Source organism: Streptomyces sp. NPDC005004, from assembly GCF_053600675.1.
In genome coordinates, this window is the sequence record NZ_JBSGAH010000007.1 from 284,133 (window position 1) to 299,844 (window position 15,712).

A 15,712-nucleotide genomic window follows, 5' to 3' on the forward strand; every position below is an offset into this window, starting at 1 on the left:
CCGCTGGAGACGCCCGTGACCCTCGCCGCCGCGCACGCCGACTCCGGCGACACCGCCTGGCTGCTCGCCGCCACCGCCCTGGTCCTGCTGATGACCCCGGGCCTGGCACTCTTCTACGGCGGCATGGTCCGCGCGAAGAGCGTGCTCAACATGCTGATGATGAGCTTCGTGTCCATCGCGCTGGTCACGGTGGTGTGGCTGGCCGGGGGCTACTCGCTCGCGTTCGGCACGGACGTGGGCGCGGGTCTGCTGGGCGGCCTGCACGAGGCCGGCATGGCCCACATCGGCCCCTCCGCCCTGCACGGCACCGTCCCCACCCTCCTCTTCGCAACCTTCCAGCTCACCTTCGCCATCATCACGGCCGCGCTGATCAGCGGGGCGGTGGCGGACCGGACGCGGTTCCCGGCGTGGCTGGTGTTCGTCCCGCTGTGGACCCTGCTCGTATACGTTCCGGTCGCGCACTGGGTGTGGGGCCCGGGTGGCTGGGTCGGCGGCGGGGGTCTGGGCGCGCTGGACTTCGCGGGCGGGCTGCCGGTGGAGATCACCTCGGGCGCCTCGGGGCTCGCGCTGTGTCTGGTGCTGGGCCCGCGGCTCGGCTTCAAGAAGGACGCGATGCGCCCGCACAACCTCCCGCTCGTCGTGCTAGGCGCCGGTCTGCTCTGGTTCGGCTGGTTCGGCTTCAACGCGGGCTCCGCGCTCGGCGCGAACGGGCTCGCCGCGGCGGCCTTCCTCAACACCCTCGCGGCCGGCTGCACCGGGCTGCTCGGCTGGCTCCTGGTCGAGCAGAAGCGGGACGGCCATCCGACGACGCTCGGCGCGGCCTCGGGCGCGGTGGCGGGACTGGTCGCGATCACCCCCGCCTGCGGGGTGGTCTCCTTGCCGGGCGCGCTGGTGGTCGGGCTCGCGGCGGGCGTCGTCTGCTCGTACGCCGTGAGCTGGAAGTTCCGGCTCGACTACGACGACTCGCTGGACGTGGTGGGGGTCCATCTGGTCGGCGGCGTCATCGGCACGCTGCTGATCGGGCTCTTCGCGGACCCGGCGCTGACCGGCGGGGCGGAGGGGCTGCTGCACGGGGGCGGGTTCGCTCTGCTGGGCCGGCAGTCGGTGGCCGTCCTCGCGGTGGGCGCCTACGCGTTCACGATGACGTACGGCCTCGGGAAGCTCCTCGACCGGGTGATGGGCCTGCGTGCGAGCGAGGAGCACGAACGGACCGGCCTCGACCTTACGGTGCACGCCGAGACCGCCTACGATCACGGGGTCCTGGGCCATGGCGCCCCCGTCCGGAAGGCCGGCACCCCCGCATGAAGCTCATCACCGCCGTCGTCAAACCCCACCGCCTCGACGAGGTCAAGGAAGCCCTCCGCGCCCTCGGCATCCACGGGCTCACCGTCACCGAGGCGAGCGGCTACGGCCGCCAGCGCGGACACACCGAGGTCTACCGCGGCGCCGAATACCAGGTCGACCTCGTCCCCAAGGTCCGCCTGGAGGTGCTGGTCGAGGACGCGGTGTCCGACGACGCGATTACGGCGGTGGTCGAAGCGGCGCGCACCGGGCGCATCGGGGACGGCAAGGTGTGGGCGGTACCGGTGGAGACGGTGGTGCGGGTGCGGACGGGAGAACGGGGACCTGCGGCGCTTTGACCAAGTCCGCCCACGCACCGGGAGGGGCGGCAGCGGCCGGGAGGTTCGGGGGCTCCGCAGGCGCCGAGGGGGCTCGGGCCGGCCGGCTGCGCCGGAGGCGTTCCCGGCGCCGGGGCCCTTCTCGCCCACCCGAGCCGCCACCCCGTCACGGTGCCCTCTCAGCCTCCCGAGACGGGTGCGTGGGCGGGCGAGGTGGGGGGTCCAGGGGGCGGAGCCCCCTGGGGAGCCTCAGGGGGCGGGGACGGTCAGGTGGACGACTCCGTCGGGGGCGGCGAGGAGGACCGGCGTGCCCGCGCCTCCCAAGTCGGCAACCGCGGCCAAGTCCTCAGCCGCAACCCCCTCCGCCGCGCTCACCACCGCCGCCGCCTCGAGAGACCTCGCCCCCGAAGCCACGGCCATCGCAACCGCCGTACGCAGCGCGCTCAGCGACAGCGACGGCAACTCCACGGACCCCGCCGCATACGTCCGCCCCGTCTCGTCCCGTACCGCCGCCCCCTCGGCGACACCGTTCCGCGCCCGTACCGACCGCGCCAGCGTCACGATCTTCCGGTCCTCAGGATCAAGCTCGTTCTCGCTCATGCCCCGAGCATACGAACAGCGGAACCCGCCCCCGCCAGCCACTCCAGCTTGGCGGCGGTGTCCGCCTCGTCCAGCGGGGTGTGGAGGACGACGAGGAGGTCGGGCCGGGCGGGCACCTGCATCGCCGTGGACTCGACGACGAGCCGCCCGGCCACGGGGTGCTCCAGCTCCTTGCGGATCTGCCCCTGGTCCTCGATGTCCCGCTCGGCCCAGATCCGGCAGAACTCGGCGCTGGCCGCGCTGACTTCGGAGAGGACCGCCTGGAAGCCCTCGTCGTCGGGGGAGCCCGCGTACATCGCGCGGAACTGCGCGACGACCGTGCGCGCGTTCCGGTCCCAGCTCCGGCTGCGCGACCGGTAGAGCGGGTCGGTGAAGAAGTCGACGAGGCAGTTCCCGGGGGAGCCCCCGCGCCCCATGCCGAACACCACCGCGGCCGCGTGGTTGAACATCACGCAGTTGTAGTAGCGGTCCATGATGTGCGCCGGATACGGCATCCACGTGTCGATCAGCCGCCGCAGCCCCTCGCACATGTCCCTCCGGTCCGGGGCGACTTGGGGCGCGGGCGGGTTGAGCCCGGCGAGCAGATAGAGGTGCCGCCGCTCGGCGTCGCTGAGCCGCAGCACCCGCGCGACCGCGTCGAGGACCTGCGGGGAGACGGAGATGTCCCGCCCCTGCTCCAGCCACTGGTACCAGGAGGCGCCCACGCCCGCGAGCACGGCCACCTCCTCGCGCCGCAGCCCCGGCGTACGGCGCCGTACCCCGCCGGCCGGGAGGCCCGCCTCCTGGGGGCTCACCCGGGCGCGCCTGCTCATCAGGAACTCCCGCAGCTCGGTGCGCCGTTCGCTTCTCGCCGCACCCGTGCCCGTACTCGTGCCCGTACTCGTGCCCGCAGGCGCCACGTGCCGCTCCCCCGTCGTAGCCGTGTCTGGTGGTGCCACCACCACCATAAGTTCCGACTCCCCGCGTTTCTTCCCGTGCCCGCAAGCTCGTGCCATGGCGATCGACACGACCGAACCGACCACCGCACCGACTCCGGAAGCGGACCTCTCCGCACGCGAACTCCCCACCCCCGTAAGCCCCGTACGGCTGTCCACCCGCGACAGGCTCGTCCTCTTCGTCCTGTGTGCCGCCCAGTTCATGGTCGCCCTGGACTTCTCCGTCCTGAACGTGGCGCTCCCCCGGCTCGGCGCGGACCTCGGCATGAGCCGTACGGCACTCCAGTGGGCGGTCACCGCCTTCGCGCTGCCGTCCGGCGGCTTCCTGCTGCTGTTCGGCCGCGTCGGTGACCTCTACGGGCGCCGCAGACTGTTCCTCGGCGGGCTCGGCTTGTTCGGCGCGGCCTCGCTGCTGGCGACGCTGGCCTGGAACCCGGAAATCTTCCTCGCCGCCCGCGCGCTGCAGGGAGTCGGCGCGGCGGCCATCGTGCCGACCGGCATGTCCCTGCTGACGACCACCTTCACGGAGGGCCCGGCCCGCGACCGCGCGCTCGGCGTCTCCGGCGCCCTGCTGTCCCTCGGCTTCACCACCGGCATGATCGCGGGCGGTGTCCTCACCGACACGCTCGGCTGGCGCTCCACGATGGCCCTGCTCACGCTCGTCACGCTGCTCGTGCTGCCGCTGGCCCCGGCCCTGCTGCCGGAGTCCCGCACCGGCGCGCACCGTCACCTGGACGTGCCCGGCGCGGTCACCGTCACCGGCGGTCTGCTGTCCCTGATCTACGCCCTCTCCAGCGCCGCCGACCGCGGCTTCGGCCATGCCGACGTGCTGCTCTGCCTGGTCGCGGGGCTCGCCCTGCTGGCCGGGTTCACCGTGATCGAGTCCCGTACGCCCGCCCCGCTGGTCTCGCTGCCCATGCTGCGCCGTCGCACGGTGGCGTGGGGCAACCTGGGCGGCCTGGTGACCTTCTCGATGATGTCCGCGGTCATCTTCGTGCTGACCTTGTACCTCCAGGAGATCCTGGGCCTGTCCGCCTTCGAGACCGGGCTCGTCTTCGGCGCGCAGGGCGTCCTGTCGGTCGTCGCGGGCACCCTCGCCCCGAGGGTCGTCGGCCGCCTGGGCGCTCCGCGCACCCTGGTCGTCTCGCTGACCGGTCAGGGCGCGCTGGTGGCGACCCTGCTCCTGCTGGACACCGGCTCCTGGTCGGCGTGGCTCGCCACCGCCGCCGTCTCGCTGGCGAGCATGTGCCACCTGGGCGCGATCGTGTCGTACGGCCTGACCGTCACCTCGGGGGTCCCGGACTCCGAACAGGGCCTGGCCACCGGCCTGGTGACCTCCACCCAGCAGGTCGGCATCACCGTCGGCATCCCCCTGCTCGGCAGCCTCGCCGCCGCCTCCCCCGACCTTCTCTCCGGCGTCCACACGGTGCTGGGCCTGGACGCGGCGATCGTGCTGGCCGCCGCCGCGCTGGTCGGGGCGGGGCTGCGCCGGGGCCGGGCAGGGGTCTGAACCCCCGCGGCGTCACGGGCGGTCGAGCCGCAGCCGCTCCGCCCGTGGCAGTCCGGCCACGACCAGGTCGTAGGAGTCCTCGACCAGTTCGCGCAGGAGGGCGTCCGGGAGGGTGCCGTCGGCGGTGACGGTGTTCCAGTGGCGCTTGTTCATGTGGTAGCCGGGGACGATGAGGTCCTCGTACTCGGTGCGGAGCCGGATCGCGTCCTCCGGGTCGCACTTGAGGTTGACCGTCAGGGGCCGCGCGCCCAGGTTCGTGAGGGCGAACATCTTGCCCAGCACCTTGAAGACCGAGGTCTCCGGGTTGAACGGGAAGTCCTCCACGACCGCGTTGAAGGACAGGCAGAGGGCGCGCAGCTCCTGGGGCTTCACTCGGGTTTCTCCTCCCGGGCCCGGCCTCCGGCGGGCTCGACCAGCACCGTCACGATCTTGTTCCGGCGGCCCGCAGAGGACTCGGCGGTGAGCTTCAGGCGCCGCTCGTCGGGGAGTTCGACCTCGGCCGAGGCGCCCGCGATGGGGACGCGGCCGAGCGCCTTGGCGAGCAGGCCACCGACGGTCTCCACGTCCTCGTCGTCGTACTCCTCCAGGCCGTACAGCTCGCCGAGGTCGGTGATGTCCAGGCGGGCGGTGACCCGGTAGCGGCCGTCGCCCAGCTCCTCCACGGGCGGCAGCTCACGGTCGTACTCGTCGGTGATCTCGCCGACGATCTCCTCCAGGATGTCCTCGATGGTGACGATGCCCGCCGTGCCGCCGTACTCGTCGATGACGACGGCGACGTGGTTGCGGTCCTTCTGCATCTCGCGCAGCAGGTCGCCCGCGTTCTTGGTGTCGGGCACGAAGACGGCGGGTCGCATCGCGGTGGAGACGAGGTCGTTCTCGGCGTCGCGGTTGATGTGCGTCTTGCGGACCAGGTCCTTGAGGTACACGATCCCGACGATGTCGTCCTCGCTCTCGCCGGTGACCGGGATACGGGAGAACCCGGAGCGCAGGGCGAGGGTGAGGGCCTGGCGGATGGTCTTGTACCGCTCGATGACGATCAGGTCGGTGCGCGGCACCATCACCTCGCGCACCAGGGTGTCGCCCAGTTCGAAGACGGAGTGCACCATGCGGCGCTCGTCGTCCTCGATCAGCGATTCCTGCTCCGCGAGGTCGACCATCGCGCGCAGCTCCGCCTCGGAGGCGAACGGGCCGCGCCGGAAGCCCTTGCCGGGGGTGAGCGCGTTGCCGATCAGGATCAGCAGCGAGGGGATCGGGCCCATGATCCGGGCGAGCGGCAGCAGCACGTACGCCGCGGCCGTGGCCGTGTTCAGCGGGTGCTGCCGGCCGATGGTGCGCGGGGAGACGCCGACGGCGACGTACGACACGAGCACCATCACCGCGATGGCGATCAGCAGGGCTTCCCAGGTGTCCGGGAACTCCCGCACGCAGGCGTACGTGACGAGCGCGGCCGCCGCCATCTCGCAGGCGACGCGGACCAGCAGGGCGACGTTCAGATAGCGGGTGGGGTCGGCGGCGACCTGGGCGAGCCTGGCGCTGCCCCGGCGGCCGGACTTGACGGCCTCCTCGGCGCGGAAGCTGGAGACCCGGGCCAGGCCCGCCTCCGCGCAGGCGGCGAGCCAGGCCACGACGATCAGCGCGACCGCGCCGATCACGATCTGCGAAGTCATGCGCCCCCGCCTACGAGACGGTCGGCGCCGGGGACGGCCCGGTCATCCCGCGCTCGGCGCGCCAGCCGTCCACGATGGCGGCCTGGAGCCCGAACATCTCGGCCTTCTCGTCCGGCTCCTCGTGGTCGTAGCCGAGGAGGTGCAGCACGCCGTGGACGGTGAGCAGCTGCAGCTCCTCGTCCATGGAGTGCTGGGTGGGCGCGTCGGCGCCCTGCTTGGTGGCGACCTCGGGGCAGAGCACGATGTCGCCGAGGAGGCCCTGCGGGGGCTCGTCGTCGTCCTTGCCCGGCGGACGCAGTTCGTCCATCGGGAAGGACATGACATCCGTCGGCCCCGGCAGGTCCATCCACTGGATGTGGAGCTGCTCCATGGCGTCGGCGTCCACGACGATCACCGAGAGCTCGGAGAGCGGGTGGATGCGCATCCGCGCGAGCGCGTAGCGGGCGATGTCGAGGATCGCCTGCTCGTCTACCTCGGTGCCGGACTCGTTGTTGACGTCGATCGACATGGTCGTGCTGGTCTACTTCCCCTTGGGTCCGGCCTTGCCGCGGCTGTGTCCCTTGCGGGCGCCGTTCTCGGTGCCGTGCGTGCTGTCGTACTGCTCGTACGCGTCGACGATACGGCCCACGAGCTTGTGCCGGACGACATCCTGCGACGACAGCCGGGAGAAGTGGACGTCCTCGACGCCCTCCAGGATGTCCTGCACCTGCCTCAGGCCGGACTTGGTGCCGTTCGGCAGGTCGACCTGGGTGACGTCACCGGTGATGACGATCTTCGAGTCGAAGCCGAGGCGGGTGAGGAACATCTTCATCTGCTCGGGGCTGGTGTTCTGGGCCTCGTCCAGGATGATGAAGGCGTCGTTGAGCGTGTTGTGCGTCAGCAGGTGGTCCTGGGTGACGTAGAGGGAGTCCTCGGCGGCCACCTGGATGCACACGCACTCCTCGCGGCCCGCGGGCTCGATGCTGTCGATGAACCGCATCGGCCGACCGCCGCCTCCGGCCGCGTGATACGTGTCGCGCTTACGGGCGAGACGGAAGGGCTCGACGCCTTCCGGGAGACGGATGTCGATGATGTGGGCGTCGTGCCGGTACCCGACCTCGCGCCCCTTGGCGAGGCCCGGCCTGCGGCCCTCGGCGGCCCTGCGGCGGGTGTACGCGACTCCGCCCAGCGACTGGACCAGCGCGATCACATCGTCGCGGAGCATGATCGACGTGGTCGTGTACTGAATCCGGCAGGTGCGATCCCGCTGGGTGACGGGACCTCCGTCGGAGTCGAGCAGGCCCTGGAGGACGGCCAGCCGGACTTCGGGCGAGTTGTACAGGTAGTCGTCCGGAACGGACTTGGAGTGCGAGCGGGTACGCAGGAGGTCCAGCTCACGCAGGACGCGCGTGACCGGGTTCTCCAGCGTCACCACGTCGCCCGGCGACTTGACGCGGTTGAGGACGTAGTCGGGTCCGCCCTTGTGGCGTACGGCAACGCCGGGCAGGGCGCCTTCCAGAGCCTCGGCCAGTTCCGGATCCTCCGTCGCGAAGGAGGGAGTGGTCGAACCGGTCAGGCAACCGTCGCCCAGCAGCAGACCCAGCGCGTACGGGTCCAGGGGGACAGGGCGCTCGGGGAAGCAGACCGGCGCCGTGAGGAGAGGCAGCTCGTACCGGCGGGCGTGCGCGGCCCGGAGATTGCCGATCATCTCCTTGGTCTCCAGGACACGCCAGGGCTTGTCGCGGCGTTTGTCGGACGCCGTACGGACCGTCCACAGGTGCTCGCCGCAGCACAGCGTCCAGGAACCGTCCTGGGCCGTGACACGGTAGATGTCCTTCTCGCCCTGCGGGTAGACACCCAGCACCGGCGTCGGTTCTCCGTTGGAACCGATGACCAGGTCACCGACCTGGAGGTCGCCGATGGGGCGCCACCCGTCCGGGGTGAGGACGTTGGTGAAGACCGGCTGGGCCCGGCCGCGCATGTACGCCAGCGGGGCGACCTCGATCGTGCCCGCCGCCATGAGCCGTGGGATCGAGTCGGGGTCGAGCATGTCGTGCAGGGCGTCGTAGAGCGGGCGCAGGTAGGGGTCGATCTTCTCGTAGAGCGTGCCGGGCAGGAAGCCGAGCCGCTCGCCGGCCTCGACCGCGGGGCGGGTGAGGATGATCCGGTTGACCTGCTTGGACTGCAGCGCCTGCACCGCCTTGGCCATGGCCAGGTAGGTCTTGCCGGTGCCCGCGGGGCCGATGCCGAAGACGATCGTGTGCTTGTCGATCGCGTCCACGTAGCGCTTCTGGTTCAGCGTCTTGGGGCGGATCGTGCGGCCGCGCGAGGACAGGATGTTCTGTGTCAGCACCTCGGCCGGGGTCTCCGGGCCGTCGCTCGTCCCGTCGTCGCTCGCCTTGAGCATGGCGATCGAGCGTTCCACTGCGTCCTCCGTCATCGGCTGCCCGGTGCGGAGCACGAGCATCATCTCGTCGAACACGCGCTGGATGAGGGCCACTTCCGCCGGGTCGCCCGTCGCGCTGATCTCATTGCCCCGGACATGGATGTCGGCCGCCGGGAAGGCCCTCTCGATCACGCGCAGCAGGGAGTCTCCGGACCCCAGCACGGTGACCATGGGGTGCTGGGCGGGAATGCTGATCTGCGCTCGCGCCCGCTGCGCGGAAGTCTGAGCTGTGGGTGTCTGAGTCATGGGCCGGCGCTCGGGGCCTGCGATTCCTCCTCATCACGGCCGCACCCCTGAGGGCGGCCTCACACCACCCAGAGTACGACGGGGCCCCGACAAGGCGGCAGCGGTTTTCCTCCGGTCGGGGGGTGCCCGTGCGGGGGCCGCGGCGGTGATCGCCTGGTACCGCGGGCCGCCGGGTGGCTCTGCGGCGCCCGGACGGCTCGCCGGACGGTCGGCCCCCGCCCGGGCTCGCCCCTATGCCGACCGCCCGAAGCCGATCGTCGGGACCGCTCGGCGCAGGGGCCAGGGGCGGTCCAGGTGGGGTGGGACCAGGTGGTCGAGGAAGGCGTAGCGGTGGAGGGCTGTGGGGTTCTGGGAGGGCAGGGACTGGACCCGGCGCCACCAGGCGCCGATCTCGGACCAGCCGGGGGCCGAGAGGGAGCCGCCGAATTCCTGGACGGAGAGGGCGGCCGTGAGGCCGGCCAGGGCCAGGCGGTCGGCGAGGGGCCGGCCGGCCAGGGTGGCCGTCACGAAGCCGGCCACGAAGACGTCGCCCGCGCCGGTGGGGTCCAGGGCCTCGACCTCGATCGCGGGGACCTCGGCCGTTTCGCCCGTGCGCCGGTCGACCGCGTAGGCGCCCTCCGCGCCGAGGGTGACGACGGCGAGGGGCACGTGTGCGGTGAGGGCGTGCGCGGCCGCGCGGGGGGAGCTCGCGCCGGTGTACCGCATCGCCTCCTCCGCGTTGGGCAGGAACGCCTCGCAGTGCTCCAGGTCGGCCAGCCCGGCGAGGTCCCAGGCGCCGGTGTCGTCCCAGCCCACGTCCGCGAAGATGCGGGTGCCGCGCCGGGCGGCCTGCGCGATCCAGGGGGCGCGCGTGCCGGGGGTGAGGGAGGCGACGGCGGCGCGGGCGGGGGGCGGGCAGTCGGGGGCCGGTTCCTCGGGCGGCGGCTCGTGGCCGTGGGAGATCATCGTCCGCTCGCCCTCGTACGCCATGGAGACCGTCACCGGCGAGTGCCAGCCCGGCACCGTCCGCGACGGCGTGAGGTCGATGCCCTCGCCCCGGGCGAGCGCGTCCCAGCAGTACTCGCCGTAGTGGTCGTCCCCGAAGGCCGCCGCGAGCGACGTACGCAGACCGAGCCGGGCCAGCGCGGCGGCCATGTTGGCGACCCCGCCGGGGCTGGACCCCATTCCCCGCGCCCACGACTCGGTACCCCGCACCGGGGCCGAGTCCAGGCCGGTGAACACGATGTCCAGGAAGACCGTGCCGGTGAGATACACGTCGAAGGGCGGATCGCCGGGCGCGCGCAGGCCGGCGAGCGGGTCGACCTGGGCCTGGTGGCGCGCTGCCTGCGTGAGGTGTTCCGGGTCTCCTCCGGCTTCCTCTCCGGCCATCGCGGGGGACGGGGTCACGGCTGGCTCCCTGTCGTGGTGCGGATCTGGCCAGTGTGCACCACGTCGGCGACGTACAGGGAAGGTCCCGTACGACGTCAGCCCCACGTGGTACCCGGGGCCGAGCCGCAGGGAGGGGCCGCGTCCTCACCAGCGCGGCATCACCGGTGTCCGCCATCCCGGTTCGGCCACCCGCATCGCCGCCGCGTCGTCCCGGTCGCGCAGCGTTCCGTCGTCGTCGACCCAGCGCCGATGCAATCGGGCCAGCTCGTCACGGTCCAACTCGACGCCCAGTCCGGGTCGTTCGGACACCGCGACCCGGCCCTCACAGAACTCCATCCGTTCGGTCAGCACGTCCTCCGACTGCCACGGATAGTGCGAGTCGCACGCGTGGTGCAGGTTCGGCACGGTCGCCGCGACCTGGGTCATGGCCGCGAGGCTGATGCCCAGATGCGTGTTGGAGTGCATGGACACCCCGACCCCGAAGGCCGCGCACGTCGCGGCGAGATGCCGGGTGTTGCGCAGCCCGCCCCAGTAGTGGTGGTCGGAGAGGACGACCTGCACGGCGTCGCGCAGGAACGCCTCCCTGATCTCCCCGAAGGTGGTCACGCACATGTTGGTCGCGAGCGGCACCCCGCACCCGGCGGCCACCTCGGCCATCGCCGGGGTGCCCAGCGTCGGGTCCTCCAAGTACTCCAGCACGTCCGCGAGTTCCGCCGCCACCTTCAGGGAGGTCGGCACGGACCAGGCGCCGTTGGGGTCGAGCCGGAGCGGCTGCCCGGGGAACGCCTCGGCGAGCGCCTGGACGGCGGCGACCTCCTGCTCCGGCGGGAAGACCCCGCCCTTGAGCTTGAAGGAGGTGAACCCGTACCGCTCCGCGAAGAGGCGGGCCTGCGCCACGATCCCCGCCGGGTCCAGCGCGGCACCCCAGTCGTCCGGCTCGTGCGGCACGCCGTCCGGGTGGGCGCCCCACTTGTAGAACAGGTACGCGCTGTACTCCACCGCGTCCCGCACCCGCCCCCCGAGCAGCGCGTGCACGGGAAGCCCGAGCGCCCGCCCCTGCGCGTCCAGACAGGCGACCTCGAAGGCGGAGAGCACCGAGAGACGGAGCTTGTCCGCGCTGCGCACCCCGCGCAGTCCGCCCGCGTCCAGCGCCCCGCGCACCCGCTCCTCGTCCACGTCGAGCCCGAGACCGAACAGCGCGTTCACATCCGTGACCGAGCGGCCGACGAGGTGATCGGCCAGCGGGCGCGCCAGCTCCAGGTAGTCGGTGTCCCCGTAGGTCTCCCCGAGCCCGGTCGCCCCGCCGGCCGTGACCACCTCCACGATCAGCCGCGGGGTGTACGGCTGGTGCACGCCCTGGGCGTTGAGCAGCGGCGGGTCGGCCACCAGGACGGGGGTCAACCGGACCTCGACCACGGTCAGTTCGCGGTTCACAGCGCGGCCCCCACGAGGTCGAGCCCCGCGGCCAGCAGCTCCCGCAGCGCGCCGAGGTCGGCGTCCGACGGGTCGACGAGCGGGGCGCGCACGGGTCCGACCCGCTGTCCGCGCAGCCGGGCCGCCGCCTTGACCAGGGAGACCGCGTAGCCGGGCGCCCGGTCGCGCAGGTCGGCGAAGGGGCCGTAGAACTCCCGGAGCAGCTTCTCGGTGGTGCCGTGGTCGCCGCCGCGCAGGGCGGCGAAGAAGGCGCCCGCGATCTCGGGGGCGAAGGCGTGCACGGCGGAGGAGTAGGCGGGGACGCCGACGGCGGCGTAGGCGCGGGCCTGCAGTTCGGCGGTGGCGGCGCCGTTGAAGAAGAGGAAGTCCTCGGGGGCGGCGAGGGTGAGGCGCCGGAGGCGGTCGAGGTCGCCGTGTCCGTCCTTGAGGCCGATGACCTGGGGGGTGCGGGTCAGGCGCCGCAACGAGCGGGTGTCGTAGGTGACTTGACCGCGCTGGTAGGTGATGAGCGGGAGCCGGGTGCGGGCGGCGAGCTGCTCCAGTTGAGCCACGAGGCCGGTCTGCGGGGCGGCGGTGAGGTAGTGCGGGAGGACGAGCAGGGCGTCGGCCCCGGCCTCCTCGGCGATCCGGGCGAAGCGGGCGGCCTGCGCCCAGCCGTACCCCGTCCCGGCGACCACGGGCACGCGCCCGGCCGCCTCCTCGACGGCGAGGGCGACGACCTGCCGGTACTCGTCCTCGTCCAGGGAGAAGAACTCGCCCGTGCCGCAGGCCGGGAAGAGGGCGCCGGGTCCGGTCGCGAGCCGGGAGGCCACATGGGCGCGGGAGCCCTCGGGGTCGAGGGTGCCGTCGTCGTGGAAGGCGGTGAGCGGGAAGGACAGCACACCGTGCGCCATGCCCTCCCGCAGCCGTTGTGCCACGTTCCGCGCATCCGGGTCGTCGCTCACCGGCCACCATCTCCCCTTGTGAATGCCGATCACGTATGAGAACAGAGGCTAGGTACACGTACATGACACCGTCAATGGCGCCTCGGGGAAGGCGGGGAGAGGGAGCGGGGGTGTGCGCGGCCGGAGTGCGGCGGCAGACCGGAGCGCGGGCGCGCGGACGCGCACAGCGAAGAGCCCCACCCCGCCAGAGGCGGGATGGGGCTCGGTCGAGCGCCGGGCAGGCCTTGCACCTGCATTTCCCCGCAGGAAGCGGGGCGTCTTTCCTTGGACCACCAACGCACTGTCCGCCACCGGGAGTTCCGGCGACCGCGACGTGATCAACCATAGCGCATCCATGGCCGTTTGTGATCACCCGAGATCGGAAACCGACCGCCCGCCCGATCCTCCACCAGTCACCCGCCCGGAGGAGCGCACTCAAATACCCGCACTCACACACTCCAAACTATATGTGATCCAGATCACACGTACTCAACTTCTGCTCGAAACCACGTGCTTGATACAACTTGCTCGCGCCCTCCCGTCCCCCGGACCACCGGCGCCCCTCTCCCCCTTTCGCATCCTCTCGAGCTGTCGCTCTCGCCTGCCCTGGGAACGCCCGTGTCCGCCCCCCGCACCACCCCCTGGCCCCTCGTCGCCCTTTTCACGGCCGGGTATCTCGCGCCGTATCTGCTGCCCACCACCGTCGGCAGACTCGACGCCGGGCTGCCGCTCACCGCCACCGAGGCAGGCGCCACCGGCAGCGCACTGCTGCTGAGTTCCGCCACGGCCGGTTTCCTGCTGGCCGCGCGCGGCGGGCGAGCCGGGGCGCGCACCCTCGCCCGCGTCGGCCTCGCTCTCGCCGTCCTGGGCTACGGCACCGCCGCCCTCACCGGTGCGATCCCGGCGGTCGTCGCGGGCGTGCTCGTCGGCGGCCTCGGCTCGGGCACCGCCACGGCCGTCGCCGCGAGCGGCATAGCGGGCCGCACCGACCCGCACCGGGTCACCACGCTCGGTCTGCTCACCGTCTCCGCCCTCGCGGGCGCCCTCTATCTGACGATCCCGCACCTCGGCCCGGGCCACGGCCTGCCGCTCGCCGCGATCGCCCTGACCGCGCTGGCGGTCCTCCCCCTCACCGGCCGCCTGGACGCCCGTACGGCCGCCACCACGGCGAGCACCGGCCACACCCGGCTCCCCCACCGGGGCACCGGACTGCTGCTGGCCGCCGCCATGCCCTGCTGGTCCCTGGCGCAGAACTCGCTGTGGGGGGTCAGCGGCCGGATCGGGCTGACCCAGGCGCACCTGAGCGAGGTCACCGTCGGCGCGGTGTTCGCCGTCGCGCTCGGCGCCGGGCTGCTCGGCGTCCTCGGCGCGGGCGCGCTCGGTCCGCGCATGGGCCGCGCGGTGCCGATCGGCGTCGGTACGGCGCTCATCGCGGTCTGCGTCGTGCTCAGCGCGTCGGCCTCGGGACCGGTGTCGTTCGCGGGCGGGGAGATCGCCTGGAACGCCTGCTACCCGCTCGTGCTGTCGTACGTCATCGGGCTCGCCGCCTCCCTCGACCCGCGCGGGCGCTGGGCGGTGCTGGTCGGCTCCGCGGGCTCGCTCGGCACCGCGGCCGGACCGCTGGCCGGCAGCCTGCTGTCGGCGTGGGCGGGCTACCCGGCGATGGGCCGGATACTGGCCGTCGTCCTGCTGGTGTCAGCGGTGCCGATGACGGCCGCGGCCCTGCGCGCGACCGCCCCGGCCCGCCGGACGAGGCGGATCGCGGACCTGCCGGTGGTGGAGATCCCGCTGGCGGAACTCCCGCACGCGGAAACCTCCCTCGCGGGCGCCTCTCCCGCGCAGGTCCCCCTCACCGAGGTCTCTCTCGCGGAGGTCTCGCCGGCGAGGATCCCCCTCGTGGAGATCCCCGCCCTGGAGCCGCTCCTGGCGGAAACGGCACCCGGTCTCCCGGTCCGGGCCCTCCCGGGTCACTCGAACTCGTACGCCTCCACCTCGGCGAGGTAACGGGCGCGCAGCTCCTCGTCGTCCTCCAGGAAGGAGGCGAGGAAGGAGTTGCGGGCCAGTTCGCGCAGGCGGTCCCGGGACAGGTCGAGCGTCTCGTGGACCGCGGCGAAGTTGTCGCCCGCGTAACCGCCGAAGTAGGCGGGGTCGTCGGAGTTGACCGTGCACATCAGGCCCGCTTCCAGCATCGCCGGGAGCGGGTGGTCGGCCAGGGTGTCCACGGTGCGCAGACGCACGTTGGACAGCGGGCACAGGGTGAGCGGCACCCGGTCGCGGACCAGCCGCTCGACCAGCGCCGGGTCCTCCATGCAGCGCAGCCCGTGGTCCACGCGCTCCACGCCGAGGACGTCCAGCGCCTCGGTGATGTACTCCGGCGGGCCCTCCTCCCCCGCGTGCGCCACGCGGCGCAGACCGAGCGCGGCGGCGGCCTCGTACACCTCGCGGAACTTCACCGGCGGGTGGCCGACCTCGGCGGAGTCCAGGCCGACACCGGTGATCCGGTCCAGGTACGGCTTGGCCGCGTCCAGGGTGGCGAGCGCGGACTCGGCGGACTCGTCGCGCAGGAAGCACATGATCAGCTTGGTGGAGACGCCGTGGTTCTCCACGCTGGAGCCCAGCGCGCGCCACAGCCCCTCGACCACGGTGCCCATGTCCACGCCCCGGGCCAGATGCGCCTGCGGGTCGAAGAAGATCTCGGCGTGCCGGACACCCTGCGCGGCGGCGCGCGCGAGATAGGCGTTGGCGAGGTCCTCGAAGTCCTGCTCGGTGCGCAGGACGGCCATCAGCTCGTAGTACAGGTTCAGGAAGGACTGGAGGTCCTCGAACCGGTACGCCTCGCGCAGCGCCTCGGTGTCCGCGTACGGCAGTGTGACGCCGTTGCGTCCGGCCAGCCGGAAGGCCAGCTCGGGCTCCAGGGTGCCTTCGATGTGCAGGTGCAGTTCAGCTTTGGGGAGGGGCATCAGAGCATCGTACGGCCCTTTACCA

14 protein-coding genes are annotated in these 15,712 nt (G+C 72.5%); 4 read left to right on the forward strand and 10 right to left on the reverse strand.

Going from position 1 to position 15,712, the window contains the following annotated elements; genetic code table 11:
* Nucleotides 1–15: 15 nt before the first annotated feature.
* Nucleotides 16–1,305 carry an ammonium transporter gene (locus ACWEEU_RS12715; protein ID WP_451731494.1) on the forward strand — a complete coding sequence of 430 codons (1,290 nt, stop codon included), beginning with the start codon at nt 16–18 and terminating at the stop codon, nt 1,303–1,305.
* Nucleotides 1,302–1,640 carry a P-II family nitrogen regulator gene (locus tag ACWEEU_RS12720; RefSeq protein ID WP_385744214.1) on the forward strand — a complete coding sequence of 113 codons (339 nt, stop codon included), beginning with the start codon at nt 1,302–1,304 and terminating at the stop codon, nt 1,638–1,640. The genes ACWEEU_RS12715 and ACWEEU_RS12720 overlap by 4 nt, the downstream gene beginning before the upstream one ends.
* Before the next feature lie 228 nt (nt 1,641–1,868).
* Here ACWEEU_RS12720 and ACWEEU_RS12725 read toward each other — a convergent pair whose 3' ends face one another.
* Together ACWEEU_RS12725 and ACWEEU_RS12730 are read right to left on the reverse strand one after the other, a co-directional pair.
* Nucleotides 1,869–2,219: a cytidine deaminase gene (locus ACWEEU_RS12725; RefSeq protein ID WP_385744212.1), complete on the reverse strand. Its 351-nt coding sequence runs from the start codon at nt 2,217–2,219 to the stop codon at nt 1,869–1,871.
* Nucleotides 2,216–3,031 (reverse strand): helix-turn-helix transcriptional regulator, encoded by an 816-nt coding sequence (locus ACWEEU_RS12730; RefSeq protein WP_385744210.1) that lies wholly within the window; start codon nt 3,029–3,031, stop codon nt 2,216–2,218. The genes ACWEEU_RS12725 and ACWEEU_RS12730 overlap by 4 nt, the downstream gene beginning before the upstream one ends.
* 181 nt (nt 3,032–3,212) lie before the next feature.
* Here ACWEEU_RS12730 and ACWEEU_RS12735 point away from each other — a divergent pair, with 181 nt between their 5' ends.
* Nucleotides 3,213–4,664 (forward strand): MFS transporter, encoded by a 1,452-nt coding sequence (locus tag ACWEEU_RS12735; RefSeq protein ID WP_385744208.1) that lies wholly within the window; start codon nt 3,213–3,215, stop codon nt 4,662–4,664.
* A 12-nt stretch (nt 4,665–4,676) separates the two neighbouring features.
* Here the strand turns inward: ACWEEU_RS12735 and ACWEEU_RS12740 are convergent, their stop codons facing one another.
* The 7 genes from ACWEEU_RS12740 to ACWEEU_RS12770 form a co-directional block, all read right to left on the reverse strand.
* Nucleotides 4,677–5,036, reverse strand: a complete 360-nt coding sequence (locus ACWEEU_RS12740; RefSeq protein ID WP_385744205.1) for an MmcQ/YjbR family DNA-binding protein — start codon at nt 5,034–5,036, stop codon at nt 4,677–4,679.
* Complete coding sequence (locus ACWEEU_RS12745) at nt 5,033–6,331, reverse strand: hemolysin family protein (RefSeq protein ID WP_385744203.1); 1,299 nt, start codon at nt 6,329–6,331, stop codon at nt 5,033–5,035. Before ACWEEU_RS12745 ends, ACWEEU_RS12740 begins: the two co-directional genes overlap by 4 nt.
* A 10-nt stretch (nt 6,332–6,341) precedes the next feature.
* Nucleotides 6,342–6,839, reverse strand: coding sequence for an rRNA maturation RNase YbeY (gene ybeY, locus ACWEEU_RS12750; RefSeq protein WP_385744201.1), 498 nt, complete (start codon nt 6,837–6,839; stop codon nt 6,342–6,344).
* 12 nt (nt 6,840–6,851) lie between these two features.
* Nucleotides 6,852–9,002: a PhoH family protein gene (locus ACWEEU_RS12755; protein ID WP_385744199.1), complete on the reverse strand. Its 2,151-nt coding sequence runs from the start codon at nt 9,000–9,002 to the stop codon at nt 6,852–6,854.
* A 231-nt stretch (nt 9,003–9,233) separates the two neighbouring features.
* The gene (locus ACWEEU_RS12760) at nt 9,234–10,370 is read right to left on the reverse strand and encodes a carbohydrate kinase family protein (protein ID WP_451731588.1); all 1,137 of its coding nucleotides are present in this window, start codon (nt 10,368–10,370) and stop codon (nt 9,234–9,236) included.
* 144 nt (nt 10,371–10,514) lie between these two features.
* On the reverse strand, nt 10,515–11,804 hold the full coding sequence (locus tag ACWEEU_RS12765; RefSeq protein ID WP_451731503.1) for a glucarate dehydratase family protein: 1,290 nt from the start codon (nt 11,802–11,804) through the stop codon (nt 10,515–10,517).
* Complete coding sequence (locus tag ACWEEU_RS12770) at nt 11,801–12,748, reverse strand: 5-dehydro-4-deoxyglucarate dehydratase (RefSeq protein WP_451731506.1); 948 nt, start codon at nt 12,746–12,748, stop codon at nt 11,801–11,803. The genes ACWEEU_RS12765 and ACWEEU_RS12770 overlap by 4 nt, the downstream gene beginning before the upstream one ends.
* A 597-nt stretch (nt 12,749–13,345) precedes the next feature.
* Between ACWEEU_RS12770 and ACWEEU_RS12775 the strand changes: the two genes are divergently transcribed.
* Entirely contained in the window at nt 13,346–14,731 is a 1,386-nt protein-coding gene (locus ACWEEU_RS12775; RefSeq protein WP_451731509.1) for an MFS transporter, read from the forward strand.
* Here ACWEEU_RS12775 and ACWEEU_RS12780 read toward each other — a convergent pair.
* Nucleotides 14,695–15,687, reverse strand: a complete 993-nt coding sequence (locus tag ACWEEU_RS12780; protein ID WP_451731512.1) for an adenosine deaminase — start codon at nt 15,685–15,687, stop codon at nt 14,695–14,697. The two genes, ACWEEU_RS12775 and ACWEEU_RS12780, sit on opposite strands and share 37 nt — an antisense overlap.
* Nucleotides 15,688–15,712: the final 25 nt, after the last annotated feature.